Raw genomic sequence first — 14,380 nt, 5'->3', positions numbered from 1 at the left:
GGCTGGCAGAGTGGACAGCCGAATCTGGAAGCCCTGGGCCTGAGTTCGGAGGTGGCGCAATGAGCCAATTCAACCGCTTCCTGCCCTATACCCGCTGGCCCGAAGAGTTGGCGGAGCTGTACCGCGCCAAGGGTTATTGGCGCGGCGAGCCGCTGACCGCCATGCTGGCGCGTCAGTGCGAGCTGGCACCTGACGCCGAGGCCATCCTCTGCGGCGAGCGCCGCTTCAGTTATCGTGAGCTGGACGCCGCCTCGAGCCGGCTGGCCGCAAATCTTGCCCGCCACGGCCTGGGGGTGGGGGACACCGCACTGGTGCAACTCCCCAACGTGGCCGAGTTCTATCTGGTGTTCTTCGCCCTGCTCAAGGCCGGCATTGCGCCGGTCAACGCGCTCTTTAGCCACAACCGGCTGGAGCTCCTCTCTTATGCCGAGCAGATCACTCCGCGCCTCTTTGTCGGCTCGCTGACCCACCCGCTGTTTGCGAGCAAGGGACGCGAGAGCGAGCTGCTGACAACCATCGGTGCCGAGCTGGTGCTGCTGGATGGCGATGGGGGGGAGCTGGGGCTGGCTCGCTGGCTCGGCGAGGGGGATGAGGGGAGCTCCCCATCCGTCTCCTTTGCCCCGACCCCGGCGAACGAGGTGGCCTTCTTCCAGCTCTCCGGTGGCAGCACAGGCACCCCCAAGCTTATCCCGCGCACCCATGACGATTACCTGTACAGCGTGCGCCGCAGCAACGAAATTTGCGGCCTCGGCTCCCATACCCGCTATCTGTGCGCCCTGCCGGCGCCCCACAATTTCCCCCTGAGCTCCCCGGGCGCCCTGGGGGTGTTCGAGGCAGGCGGCACCGTGGTGCTCGCCCCCGACCCCAGCCCCATCAGCTGTTTTCCGCTGATCGCCCGCCACCGGGTCAACCTCACCTCGCTGGTGCCGCCGGCGGTCTCGCTCTGGCTGCAGGCAGCGGAAGCGGACCCCACTGCGCGCATTCAGCTCGAGAGCCTCGACTTGCTGCAAGTGGGCGGCGCCAAGCTGGGGGAGGCGGTGGCCAGCAAGATTGGGCCGCTGCTCGGCTGCCGGCTGCAGCAGGTGTTCGGCATGGCGGAAGGGCTGGTCAACTACACCCGGCTCTCTGATCCCGACGAGAAGGTCATTCACACCCAGGGCCGCCCCATGAGCCCGGACGACGAGGTGCGCATCCTCGATGAGGCGGGCAATCCGGTTGCCCCCGGCGAGCCTGGCGCCCTGCACACCCGCGGCCCCTATACCTTCCGCGGCTACTACCAGAGCCCGGCCCACAACGCCCGGGTGTTTGATGCCGAGGGCTTCTACTGCTCCGGCGATCTGGTGGTACAGGATGCCGATGGCTACCTCACCGTGGTGGGGCGGCAGAAGGATCAGATCAACCGGGGAGGCGAGAAGATCGCGGCGGAAGAGGTGGAAAACCAGCTGCTGCACCACCCTGCCATCACCCATGCGGCCCTGGTCTCCATGCCTGACAGCGCCATGGGGGAGAAGAGCTGCGCCTTTATCGTCAGCACGGATCCCGCCTTGAAGCCGCTGGCCTTGCGCAAGTTTCTGCGCGAGCGCGGGGTGGCGGACTTCAAGCTGCCCGACCGTTTCGAAACTCTGGACGCCCTGCCCATGACGGCGGTGGGCAAGATTGACAAGCAGGGGCTGCGGGCGCGCATTGCGCACGCCATCGCCGCCAACCAGCCCCTGACAACAGCATAAAACTAAAAAAGGAATCATGACGTTATGGCTATCCCAACCCTGAACAATTACGCCATGCCCAGCCAGTGGAAGGCCAACAAGGTCGACTGGTCTCTGGATCCCAAACGCGCCGCCCTGCTGATCCACGACATGCAGGAGTACTTCACCGCCTTCTATGGCGAAAACAGCCCGCTGATCGCGGCCCTGACCGAGCGTCTGGCCGCCGTGCGCAAGCAGTGCAAGGCCCTCGGCATCCCGGTCTTCTACACCGCCCAGCCCAAGGATCAATCCCCTGAAGATCGCGCCCTGCTCAACGACATGTGGGGCCCGGGTCTCAACAAGCGGCCCGAGCAGCAGCAGGTGGTGGCCGCTCTGCGCCCGGAGCGTGACGACACCGTGCTGGTCAAGTGGCGCTACAGCGCCTTCCAGCGCTCCGAGCTGGAGCAGATGCTCAAAGCGCTGGGACGGGATCAGCTGATCATCGGCGGCATCTACGGCCATATCGGCTGCATGATGACCGCCTGCGACGCCTTCATGCGCGACATCCAGCCCTTCTTCCTGGCGGACGGGGTGGCAGACTTCTCCCTGGCCGATCACCAGATGGCGCTCGACTACGTGGCAACCCGCTGCGGCAAGGTGATCCCCTGCGAGGAGGTGCTGGCCCTTGCGCCGGTTGCCGCTTCTGCCGTCCAGAGCAATCCGTTGCTGACGTATGAGGGGCTCAAGGCACGGCTGCTGAGTCATATCGACGAGGACGAAGATGAGTTTGACCCCGACGAGAACCTCATCGACTACGGTCTGGATTCGGTGCGGATCATGGCCCTGCTCACCGAGTGGCGCGCCGCCGGGGTGGAGCTCGGCTTCGTGGATCTCGCCAAGCTGCCGACCCTCAATGGCTGGTGGCGCCTCATCGAGGCCAAGTTGGCAGCCCAGGCGCTGGAGGTGACCCCATGAACCGCTTCCCCTTGACCATTCCCCAGCAGGGGCTCTGGTCCGGACATCTGCTCAATGACGACAAGGCGATGTTCAACACCGCCGAGTGCATCGCCTTCGACGGCAAGGTCGAGGCGGCCGTGCTGGTCGCGGCCCTTGCCAAGGCGGTGGGGGAGTGCGAGGCGATCAAGGGCCACTTCGAAGACGATAATGAGGCGGTCTGCTTCGTCTCGCATGAGCTGCCCCTGGCCTATGAAGAGGTCTCCCTCGAGCACGATGACGAGACGCTGGCCCGCGCCTGGGCCTGGGCCGATCTGCGCCGCCCGTTCGAGCTGACCCAAGAGGCACCCTGCCGTTTCGCCCTGCTGCGCGGCCCCGGCCGCGATTATCTCTACAGCTGCGTGCACCACATCGCCCTCGATGGCTTTGGCACCACCTTGCTGTTCCAGCGCATCGCCGAACTGTATGCCGAGGGGCTGGCCGGTGAGATGAACTCCCCATCCCCCTTCGGCTCGTTGGCGGAGGTGCTGGCCGAAGAGGTGAGCCGCGAGCAGAGCGGCAAGAACGCCGCCGCCCGCGCCTTCTGGCAGGAGCAGTTGAAGGAATGGCCCGAGGTGCGCTCCTTCAGCGAATCCCGAGCCCCCATCGCGGCCGAATTTATCCGCGAGAGCCGCCCGCTGCCGGCGGCGCTCTGGCTATCCCTGACCGGCTTTGCCGACGAGCACAAGCTGGGCTGGCCCGATCTGCTGTTGGCCGGCCTCTCTGCCCAGCTGTCGGTTTCGAGCGGCCAGGGCCAGACCCTGCTCGGCCTGATGATGATGAACCGCATCGGCTCGGCATCGTTGACCGTGCCCTGCATGCAGATGAACATTACCCCGCTGGCGCTGACTCTGGGTGAAGAACTGGATCTGGCGGGGGCTGCCGGCGCCGTGGCCAAGGCCAAGCGCGGGGTGCGCAAGCACCAGCACTACCGCTACGAGCTGCTGCGCCGCGACCTTGGCCTGGTGGGGGGCGACAAGCGCCTGTTCGGCCCGCTGGTCAACATCATGCCGTTTGATCACGCTCGCCGCTTCGGGCCGCTATCTGCCCATATTCTCAACATCAGCGCCGGCCCGGTGGAGGATCTCACCATCGAGGTGCAGGTCGGCGTCGATGGCCAGCCACGCCTGGATCTGGACGCCAACCCCGACTGCTACCAGCAGGCCGATCTGGCGGCCATCGCCGATACCCTGTTTGCCCTGCTGGAACGCTGGCTGGCCGAGCCCGCCCAGACCCTGGGAACGCTCAAGGCCGACTGGCTGGCCGAGCAGCGAGCCAGCGCCCTGATCACCGGCCCCGCCCATGAAGTGATCAAGACACGGCCGGTGCTGGAGGCGCTCTGCCACTTCGCCGCCCAGACCCCTGACAAGGTTGCGCTGGAGCAGGGAGAGGCCCGCTTCAGCTACGAGGCGCTGCTGGCCAGATCCGAACAGATGGCGGCTGCCCTACAGGCCGCAGGCGTCGCCCCCGGCGACAAGGTGGGGGTCATGCTGGCCCGCACGCCACAGGCCATCTTCGCCCAGCTGGCGGTGCTGCTGGCGGGCGCCGTCTATGTGCCCCTCGACCCCGAGCAGCCGCTGGAGCGTCAGGGCCATATCCTGCGACTGGGGGAGGTCAAGACCCTGATCACCCAGGCCGAGTACCGCCACAAGTTGGCCAGCCTGTTTGAGGGGCGCACCCTGCTGGCGGGGGATCTGGTGAGCGGTGATCGGCTCAACCAGCCGGCCGCCGGCCGCGCCGTCGCCTACCTGATGTTCACCTCGGGCTCGACCGGCCTGCCCAAGGGGGTGGCGGTGAGCCACGGCGCGCTGGATCACTTCGCCGCCGCCGCCCGCTGCCGCTACCACCTGGATGAAGACGCGCGGATGCTGCAATTCGCCCCCTTCAACTTCGACGCCAGCATCGAGGAGGTGTTCGCCACCCTGAGCGCCGGTGCCACCCTGGTGCTGCGCACCGACGCCCTGCTCGAATCCATGCCCGCCTTTGCGGCCGGGGTGGAGCAGATGGGGATCACCCACCTCGACCTGCCCACCGCCTTCTGGAACGAATGGGTGGTGGCGCTGACGGCGGGTCAGGCCCACATTCCTGCCGGGCTTACCACCGTCATCATCGGCGGCGAGGCGGTCTACCCCGAGCAGCTGGCCCAGTGGCAGCGCCAGGGCCGCTCCGATGTGCGCCTGTTCAACACCTACGGCCCCACAGAAACCACTGTGGTGGTGACCACCCAGGAGCTGCAACAGGAAGACCCGAGCCAGGCCCAGTTGCCCATCGGCCTGCCGCTGCCCGGCATGCAGGCGCTTATTCTGGGGGCGGGGGAGCAACCTGCCGAGGAAGGAGAGTTGGTGCTGCTCGGCCCACAACTGGCCAATGGTTACGTGGGCGGTGTGCAAGGGAGCTTTGGCACCCTGCGGGTTGGCGCGGAGCTGATGCCCGTCTATCGCACCGGCGATCGGGTGCGCCTGGTGGCTGGCCGGCTGGTCTACCTCGGCCGGCGCGATAACGAATTCAAGATAAGCGGCTATCGTATCCAGCCCGGCGAGGTGGAGGCCCAGTTGCTGGCCCTGCCGGGGGTGGACGAGGCATGCGTGCAGGGGGTGAGCATCGGCAGCGTGCGCCGACTGGTGGCCTTCGTGGCGGGGCTGGAGCGCGACAGCCGGGTCATCAAGGCGCAGTTGGCCAGGGTGCTGCCTGCCGCCATGATCCCCACCGACTATCGCCACTATGACCAGCTGCCCCGCACCGGCTCCAACAAGCTGGATCGCAAGGCCCTGCTAGCCGCCTACCAGGCGGGCGGCGAAGCCCTGACCCTGGGCAGCGAAACCGAGAACCGGGTCGGCGCCATCTGGCAGCAGATCCTGGGACTCGCCACCATGGGGCCTGCCGACAACTTCTTCGAACTGGGGGGCCAGTCCCTGCAGACCATCCAGATAGTGAACCGGCTCGGCGCCGAGTTCGGGGTGCAGGTCAAGGTCTCCGACGTGTTTGATCACCCGCGCCTCGATGACTTCTGCCGTTTCCTCGACGGCCTGCTTGCCGAAGACGAAGAGAGCGTGGAGATGGTGTGGTGATGAGCAAGGAGCAACAAGCAATGGCCTTTGATTTCACTGGCAAGCGGGTCTGGGTGACCGGAGCCGGGCGCGGCATCGGCCGCGAGGTGGCGACGCAGTTCGTGGCGGCCGGCGCCGCCGTGGTGGGGCTGGATCTGGCGTTTCCCGAAGCCGACTACCCCTATGCCACCCGGCTGCTCGATATCGGTGACTCGAAGGCGGTCAACGCCTGCTGCGCAGCGCTGCTGGCGGACGGCGGGCTGGATGTGCTGGTCAACGGGGCCGGGGTGCTGCGCCTCGGCCCCACCGAAACCTTAAGCGATGACGACTGGCACGACTGCATGACGGTCAACGCCAGCGGCGTCTTCTATCTGCTGCGGGCCCTGGTGCCCCACTTCAAGGGGCAGCGGCGCGGTGCCATCGTCACCATCGGTTCCAACGCTGCCCATGTGCCGCGCATGCAGATGGCGGCCTATTGTGCCTCCAAGGCGGCGGTCACCAGCCTGACCCAGACGGTGGGGCTGGAGCTGGCCCCCTTCGGCGTGCGCGCCAACCTGGTGTCGCCGGGCTCGACGGATACCCCCATGCTGCGCGGCATGCTGCCAAGCGAGGAGGCCATGGCCCGCACCATTGCCGGGTTGCCGGAGCAGTTCAAGCTTGGCATCCCCCTGCGCAAGGTCGCCACCCCGGCGGAGATCGCCCATACCGTCCTCTTCCTGGCCTCGGATCTGGCCAGCCACATCACGCTGCAGGATCTGGTCGTCGACGGCGGCGCCACCCTGAGTGCCTGAGGCTTGAGAAACAGATGAACAATATGATTTTGCTGTTGAAACAGCTGGAACGGCAGGGAGTGAAGCTTGCGCTGAACGACAAGGGCCAGCTTATCTCCCAGTCGAGCAAGGAGGCGGTAACGCCGGCCATCGGCGCCACCATCAAGGCCCACAAGGATGAGCTGGTGCGCTGCCTGGCGGCCCGCGCCGCCTTCGAGGCCCCTATCATCTCCGAGGGGGCCTTGCAGGGGCCGCTCTCGTCGTCCCAGAGCGGGCTCTGGTTTATCGAGCAGTACGAGGAGGCCTCCCACCTCTACAACATGCCGGTCTATTTTCGCGTCAAGGGAGAGCTGGACACGGCGGCGCTGGAGTTTGCCTTCGATCACCTGTTTGCCCGCCACCCCAGCATGCGTACCCGCTTCATCAAGGACGAGGCGGGCAGGGGGGCGCAGGAGATCCTGCCCCACGTGCCCTTCAAGCTGCAGATTGAGGACGTGAGCGCAGAGCCCATTGCCGAGCACGAGGCCTATGTGGCCCGCCGGGTGCGGGAAGAGATTGGGCGTCCCTTCTCCCTGACCCAGGGGGATCTCAGCCGAGTGCATCTTATTCGGCTGGGCAGCCGCGAGCACGTACTGCTGATCACCCAGCACCACATCATTTCCGACGGCTGGTCGGTCAAGAACATGTTCGCGGATCTCAAGCGTGCCTTTCTTGCCCATCAGAACCGCGAGCCTCTGCAGGTGAGCGAGCTGCCGCTCACCTACATCGACTATGCCCGCTGGTTCAACTCACCGCGTTTTCTCGATTATCACGCCGAGTTCAAGCCGTTCTGGGTCGAGCGGCTCGGTGGCAGCCCCGAGGTGCACGGTCTGCCGCTCGACAAGCCGCGCCCGGCCCATCAGGACAGCGGCGGCGAGCTGGTCTTCTCCACCATCGAGAGCGACCTGTGGGAGAGCTTCAAGCGCCTGTGCCAACGGCACAGCACCTCCAACTTCATCGGTCTGCACGCCCTGTTTGCCCTGCTGATGGTGCGCCAGAGCGGCGAGAAGGAGGTGGTGATCGGCACCCCGCTTGCCTATCGCGAGCGTCACGAGATCGAGTCCCTGGTGGGCTTTTTCGTCAACACCCTGGTGCTGCGCACTCAACTCAGCGGCAAGCCCAGCTTTGTCGACTATCTGCAGCAGTGCCGGGAGGAGGATCTGGCGGCCTTCGATCACCAGCTCTACCGTTTCGAGGCGCTGGCCGAGGCCATCGGCGCCGATCGCACCACCGCCATCAACCCCATCTTCCAGATCATGCTGGTGTATCAGGCCAAGGTGGACTTCAACGATCTCATCCCCGGCTGCCAGCTGGTGGAGGAGACCTCGCCTGTGTTGCCTGCCAAGACCGACATCTCGGTCAAGGTGACCGAGCTGATGGACTCCGTCAGGGTGGACTGGCTGTTTGCCACCGCCCTGTTCGAGCGAGAGACCATCCAGGCCTACGCCGATCGCCTGCTGCACCTGATGCGCGCCGTGGTGGAGGCCCCCGAGACCGACATCTGGCAACTGCCGCTGGAGGCGGGCACCGACCAGGCCGCGCTGGCCGCCGAGCTTGCCGACCTGCCGCCGGACTATCCGAGCCGCGACACCCTGCTCTGTCATATCGAGCGGCGCGCTATTCAGTTGTCGGACGCGTTGGCGGTCAGCGACGGCGCGCAATCGTTGACCTATGGCGAGCTGGAAACGCGTGCCAACCGGCTGGCCCACTGGCTGCTGGCTCGCGGCGTCACCCCGGGCGCCGCCATCGGCATCCAGGCCAGGCGCGATATGGCCTTCGTCATCGCCCTGCTCGCCTGCTGGAAGGCGGGGGCGGCCTATGTGCCCCTCGACCCTGCCTATCCCGCCGAGCGGCTGGCCCATATCCTTGGCGATGCATCCATCAGCCTGGTGCTGGGGGGCGTGCCGGACCCGCGCCTTGGCGAGGCGCTGGCGGGCACGACGGCCGAATATCACGATCTGCACGGGCTGGCGCTGGACAAGATGCCAGCCAGCACGCCTGCATTGCCTCGGGACGCTGCCATGCTGGCCCAGATCATCTACACCTCCGGCAGCACCGGCCTGCCCAAGGGGGTCATGGTGGAGCAGGGCAGCCTGGTCAATCTGATGGCGGATCACGGTGAGCGCATCGCCCTTGATCAGAACGGGGCCATGTTCAACTGCATGTCCCTCTCGTTTGATGCCGGCAACATGACCAGCTTGCTGCCCCTGTACTGCGGTGCGGCCCTGCACTTCGGGGAGCCGGGCGAGGGGGTGATCGGTGCCGCGATCGCTCGGGGTGCCAGCCATATGATTTTGCCGACCGCCCTGCTCGCGAACCTGCTGCCAGCGGCGGATCTCGGCTCCCTCAAGGCCATCGGCTTTGGCGGCGAGGCGTGCCCGAGCAGCCTGGTGGAGCGTTGGGGGGAGCGGGTGGCGCTGTTCAACATGTACGGCCCGACCGAGTGCACCGTCACCGCGCTCTGCGCGCGGCTCACCCCGGGGGCGCCCATCACAATCGGTCGACCCGTCAACAACCTGAAGGCGCTGATCCTGGACGAGGCGGGCAACCTCTGCCCGGTGGGGGTCCCAGGCGAGCTCTGCCTGGCAGGGCTGGGGCTGGCTCGTGGCTACCTCAATCTGCCGGAGCGCACCCAGGAGGCCTTTATCGAGCTGGCCTTTGATGCAACGAATGAGGAACGTACCCATCGCCTCTATCGCACCGGCGATCGGGCCCTGCTGCGCCGCGACGGCAACATCCAGTATCTGGGCCGGATAGACGAGCAGATCAAGCTGCGCGGCTATCGCATCGAGCCGGGTGAGATAGAGACCCGGCTTGCCGAATTGTGCCCGGCCATTCGTCAGATCAAGGTGGTGGTGCAGGAGGGGCGCCTGCTGGCGTATGCCTGTTTGCAGGCCGGGGCGAACGAGCCCGACGGCGATGCCCTGCTGCAGCGGGCCGGCGAGTGCCTGCCCGAATACATGGTGCCGGCGCGCCTCTGCTGGCTGCCCGAGATGCCGCTCACCCCCAACGGCAAGCTGGACTTGCGCCGCCTGCCCGCCATCGTCTGGCAGCAGAGCAAGGGAGAGCCGCAAAACGAACTGGAGCAGACCGTGCTTGCCATCTGGCAAGGGGTGCTCAAGCAACCGCTCGGGGTGGAGGATGACTTCTTCCGTCTGGGCGGTGACTCCATCCTCAGCATCCAGCTCACCACCCGGCTGCGGGATGCGGGGCTGCACTGCAGCGTGAAGGACGTGTTCGAAGCCAAGACGGTGCGCCGCCTCTGCCGCCAGCTCGGCCAGCAGCAGGCGGTCAGCCACAGGAGCGAGCAGGGCAGCCTGACCGGCGAGTTCCCGCTCCACCCCATCCAGCACTGGTTCTTCGAGCAGGGCTTTGCCAAATCCGGTCACTGGAACCAGGGGGTGATCCTGCGCCTGCCGGCCGGGGTGGACGATGAGGACCTGCGCGGCTGGCTGAATGCCCTGCGCCAGCACCACGATGCCCTGCGCTTGGCGGTGACCCCGACCGGCCAGCGCTACCTGGCCGAACTGCCATTGCCGCCGCTGCCGACCCTGGATGCCGCCAATCTCGATGAGGCTGAGCTGCAAGCCCGCCTGACCGAGCTGCAGGGAGAGCTCGACCCTGCCAGCGGCCACACCCTGGCCTGGGCCCGCCTGCGCAATCTCTCCTTGGAGGGGGATCGGGAGGGCGAGACGGTGGAGGGGCTCTTCCTTGCCTTCCACCACCTGGTCATCGATGCGGTCTCCTGGCGCATCCTGGCCGAGGATCTGGCCCGGGTGAGCAGGGGTGAGCCGCTGCCCGCCAAGGGCAGCAGCTATCGCCAGTGGGGTGAGGGGCTCGCGGCCTACGCCAAACGGGAAGAGGATCAGCTTGGCTTCTGGCTGGCTCAGGGGGAAGGCAGCCAGGGTCACCTGCTGATCGCTGCGCGCGCCACCGATGGCCGCGCCGCCGCCAGCCTGCTGCAACTGAGTCAGGAGACCACGGCTCGTCTCATCGACACCGCCAACCAGGCCTACTTCACTCAGGTGCCCGACCTGCTGCTGGCGGCACTGACCCGTACCCTGAGCGAGCAGGGTTACGGCAACCGTCACTGCGTGATGCTGGAAGGACACGGCCGCGAGGCCATCGATGCTGAACTCGACGTGAGCCGTACCCTCGGCTGGTTCACCAGCACCTATCCGCTGGCGCTGGCGGATGCCAAGGAGTGGGATGCGCTGGTGTGCGCCACCAAGGAGCAGCTGCGCGCCGTGCCGGACAAGGGGGTGGGCTTTAACGCCCTGCGGCTGCACCACCCACGTGGCTGGGCACTGCCCGAAGCCTTGGTGGTCTTCAATTACCTGGGGGTCAGCCATCAGGGTGTTGCAAGCCAAGCCTGGCAGCCCCTGCCGCTGGCGCCGGGGGCACCAAGTTCCCCTGACAACCTGCCGCGCGAGCTGGTCAGTCTGCACGGGGGCGTGTTTGATGGCCGCCTCACCCTGCGCCAGGTGGGCGCCCTCAACCAGCAGGCGAGCGACGCCCTGATGGCGCGGCTGGCGGACAACCTGACGGCGCTGGTGGAGCACTGCTGCACCGTGAAGGTCCCACGCCATACCCCGAGCGACTTCCCGGGGCTTGGCCTCTCGCAAGCTGCGCTCAATGGGGTGCTGAGCGGGCGCGAGGTGGAGACCCTGCTGCCCATGACCTCGCTGCAGCAGAGCATGTTCCATCACAGGGCGCTGCTGCCCCGGGATCACGCCTATCACCTGCAGACCGAGATCGACTATCACCAGCCGCTGGACGTGGCGGTCTACCGTCAGGCCTGGCAGGGGCAGATCGCTCGCTGGCCGGCCCTTCGCAGCGAACTGGTGCTGGTGGACGGGGTGGCGCTGCAGCGCATCCTCAAGCGCGCCGAGCTGCCATTCCACTATGAGGATTTGTCTGAAGTGGAAAATGCAGAGGCTCGGGTCCAGGCCTATCGCGAGCAGGATCTGGCCCGCCCGATCCCGCTCGAGCAGGCGCCCCTGCTGCGGCTTGCCTGCTTCAAATTGGCCCCCGATCACCACAAGGTTGTCTTCAGCGCCCATCACGGCGTGCTGGATGGCTGGAGCGGCCCCGTGTTGCTGGGGTCCTTGCATCGCGCCTATCAGGCGCTGATGAACGGCCTGCTGCCGCAGGGCGAGCCGGATACCGCCTGGCTCGAGTTTGGCCGCCATATCGCCAGCCAAGCCCGCAGCGCCGAGGCTTACTGGCAGGGGCGGGAGGAGCTGCTAACAAAGCCTAACGATCTCGCCTGCCTGTTCGGGGTGACGCTGGACGCTGGCGCAAGCGGGCGCCATACCCAGCAGCGACCGGCGGTGTGCGCCACGGAGCTGCCGGCCGAGGTAGCGACCCTGCTCGCGCGCCGAGCCTGCGAGCTTGGCGTGACCGCAGGCCTGTTGGCCCAATACGCCTGGCACCGTCTGCTGGCTCGTCGCTCTGGCGATGCCGTCACCCTGGTGGGCAACGTGACACCGGGCCGGGATTACCCCATCGAGGGGATCACCGCGAGCGTCGGGCTCTATATCAACAGCCTGCCGTTGGCGCTTGAGTGGCGCACCGAGCTGACCCTGGCCGAGCATATCGCCCGGTTGCAGACCGACCTGATGGCGCTCAATGAGCACGGCACCCAGTCGCTGGCGGCACTGACCAAAGGCCGGTCGCGTCTGTTCCAGAGTCTGTTCGTGTTCGAGAACTACCCCATGCCGGTGGCCCCTGTCGCCCCCGAACCTCACCAGCTGGTGCCGCGCTTTGGCACCGTGGTGGAGAAGGTGGAGCTGCCGCTCTCCTTGGTGGTCAGCAGCCGGGGCGAGACGCTCCAGCTGCGCCTCGAGTTCGATGGCGAGCAGATCCCCGAGGCCCGGGCAGAGGCGGTGCTGGCTGACTGGCTGGCCGAGCTTGGCTGGCTGGCGCAGGCGGATCTGAGCCAGCCGGCCAGCGTGGCGGCGGTACAGTCCCCGGTGATGCCGCTGGTGGTCGCCACCAGGGCGGAGCCCAGCCTGGCTCAGCCGCCGGCCGAGGCCCGCGTGCTGGTGGCCCTGTGGGAGCGTCTGTGCGGCGTGCCCGGCATCTGGCTGCAGACCCTGTGTGAACTCGGGGTGGATTCGGTGCAGCAGCTCGCCCTGCTGGCGGCCCTCAACGAGGCGTTTGGCCAGGAGCGGGCGCCGCTCACCCTGCAGACCCTCAAGGCCCATCCATCCCCCAGCCGGCTCTATGGGCACTGGCTGGTGTGCCAAACGGAGGCCGCGCTATGACGGTGACCATCAAGCATAAGGCTCAACTCGTGCAAACCCGGCCCGCCCCCCGTGAGGGGGCGGCCAACCTGGGCGCGCGGCTGGCGGCCTGTCTGGCCGCCAGCCCGCTGGCCCCTGCCATCCGTATGGGCGGGGAGGGTATCGGTGAGGGCGGATCAGATGAGCAGTGGCTCAGCTACGGCGCGCTCAATGCCAGGGTCGGCGAGATTGCCGCCCGTTTGCAGGGGCTGGCGGTGGGGGAGCGGGTTGGCCTCTATCTCTCCCGCAGCCCCGATCTGGTGGCCAGCCTGCTGGCCTGCCTGCGCCTCGGTCTCACCTTCGTGCCCCTTGAACCGGATTTTCCGGTGGAACGACTGCAGGGGATCGCCCGCCAGGCGCGCCTGTCGGCGGTGATCTGCGACGGCGACAGACCGGCTCCCGCCTTCGGTTGTCCGCTGCGCACTCTCGACGGGCCGGCAGCTGCAGGGCCGGTCTCCTGGCCCCAAGTGGATGATGCCCTGGCTGCCTACATGATGTTCACCTCGGGCTCCACCGGCGAGCCCAAGGGGGTGGTCATCAGCCGGCGGGCCCTGCTCTGCTTCCTCGACGGGATCCGTGAGCGGCTCGGGCTTTCACCTGGCTGCCACTGGCTCTTCATCACCACCCCGGCCTTCGACATCTCGCTGCTGGAGATGCTGGGGCCGCTCTGGGACGGTGGCCGGCTGACGGTGGCCGGCGGTGAGCACAACAAGGATCCCCTGGGGATGCTGGCCCTGCTCGAGGCCGACCCCTCCATCAACTGGCTGCAGGCCACCCCGGCCTGCTGGCGCATGCTGCTCAAGGCGGGCTGGCAGGGGCGCAATACCCTCACCGCCCTGTGCGGTGGCGAGGCGCTGGACCCAGGTCTGGCCGAGCAGCTCTGTGCCCGCCCCCGGCGGCTGTGGAACTGCTATGGGCCGACCGAGGCCACCGTCTGGTCCCTGGTGAGCGAGGTGATCTGGCCGCCGGTTGGCGGGCAGATCACCATCAGCCACAGCCTGCCCGGCTATCGTCACTGGGTGCTGGACGAGGCGGGGCAGCCGGTGGCAGAGGGGGAGTGCGGTGAGCTCTGCATCGAGAGCCCGGCCCTGTGCGAGGGGTACTGGCGCAAGCCGGCCTTGACCAGCGCCGCCTTCCTGCGCCTTGCCACCCATCGCCTCTATCGCACCGGCGATCGGGTGCGCCTCCTTGGGGCGGACCGCTTCCTCTATCTGGGACGGCGCGACGATCAGATCAAGCTGCGGGGCTTTCGCATCGAGCTCGGCGAGGTGGAGGCGGGACTGCGCCGCCAGGCCGGAGTGCAGGAGGCGGCGGTGCGTCTGGTGGGCGAGGGGGACGAGGCCATGCTGGTGGGCTACGTGGAGGCGAAAAGCGGGGTGACTCTCAATCGCCTCGCCCTGCGCAAGGGGCTGCAGGCGACGTTGCCGCACTACATGGTGCCGGCGCGGCTCATCCTGCTGGATGCCCTGCCCAAGACCGGCAGCGGCAAGCTCGACAGAAAGGCGCTGCCATTGCCCGAGTAGTCGCCTTGCCGGACGGTAAGAGCGATGGATAAAAAA

6 protein-coding genes are annotated in these 14,380 nt (G+C 67.2%); all 6 read left to right on the top strand.

The features are described 5' to 3' along the window. Positions 1-59 precede the first annotated feature (59 nt). Genes amoE through amoH form a run of 6 tightly spaced genes read left to right on the top strand, consistent with a single transcriptional unit; the run spans position 60 to position 14,344 of the window. On the top strand, positions 60-1,727 hold the full coding sequence (gene amoE, locus ACNPAA_RS13115; RefSeq protein ID WP_417891814.1) for an amonabactin biosynthesis (2,3-dihydroxybenzoyl)adenylate synthase AmoE: 1,668 nt from the start codon (positions 60-62) through the stop codon (positions 1,725-1,727). A gap of 24 nt (positions 1,728-1,751) precedes the next feature. Continuing rightward, positions 1,752-2,660, top strand: a complete 909-nt coding sequence (gene amoB / locus ACNPAA_RS13110; protein WP_336592920.1) for an amonabactin biosynthesis bifunctional protein AmoB — start codon at positions 1,752-1,754, stop codon at positions 2,658-2,660. Continuing rightward, complete coding sequence (amoF, locus tag ACNPAA_RS13105) at positions 2,657-5,746, top strand: amonabactin biosynthesis non-ribosomal peptide synthetase AmoF (protein WP_408823352.1); 3,090 nt, start codon at positions 2,657-2,659, stop codon at positions 5,744-5,746. The genes amoB and amoF overlap by 4 nt, the downstream gene beginning before the upstream one ends. Before the next feature lie 20 nt (positions 5,747-5,766). Beyond that, a complete protein-coding gene (gene amoA, locus ACNPAA_RS13100) occupies positions 5,767-6,516 on the top strand; it encodes an amonabactin biosynthesis protein AmoA (RefSeq protein ID WP_017784697.1) in 750 nt (249 codons plus the stop codon). A gap of 14 nt (positions 6,517-6,530) precedes the next feature. After that, the gene (amoG, locus tag ACNPAA_RS13095) at positions 6,531-12,803 is read left to right on the top strand and encodes an amonabactin biosynthesis non-ribosomal peptide synthetase AmoG (protein ID WP_417891813.1); all 6,273 of its coding nucleotides are present in this window, start codon (positions 6,531-6,533) and stop codon (positions 12,801-12,803) included. Beyond that, complete coding sequence (gene amoH / locus ACNPAA_RS13090; protein WP_417891812.1) at positions 12,800-14,344, top strand: amonabactin biosynthesis glycine adenylation protein AmoH; 1,545 nt, start codon at positions 12,800-12,802, stop codon at positions 14,342-14,344. The genes amoG and amoH overlap by 4 nt, the downstream gene beginning before the upstream one ends. Positions 14,345-14,380 lie beyond the last annotated feature (36 nt).

The sequence above is a fragment of the Aeromonas sp. PS2Canimalfood6 genome, assembly GCF_048276795.1.
Lineage (GTDB): Bacteria > Pseudomonadota > Gammaproteobacteria > Enterobacterales > Aeromonadaceae > Aeromonas > Aeromonas caviae.
The sequence above is the reverse complement of the archived record's forward strand: the minus strand, read 5'-3'. Positions and strand labels throughout refer to the sequence as shown.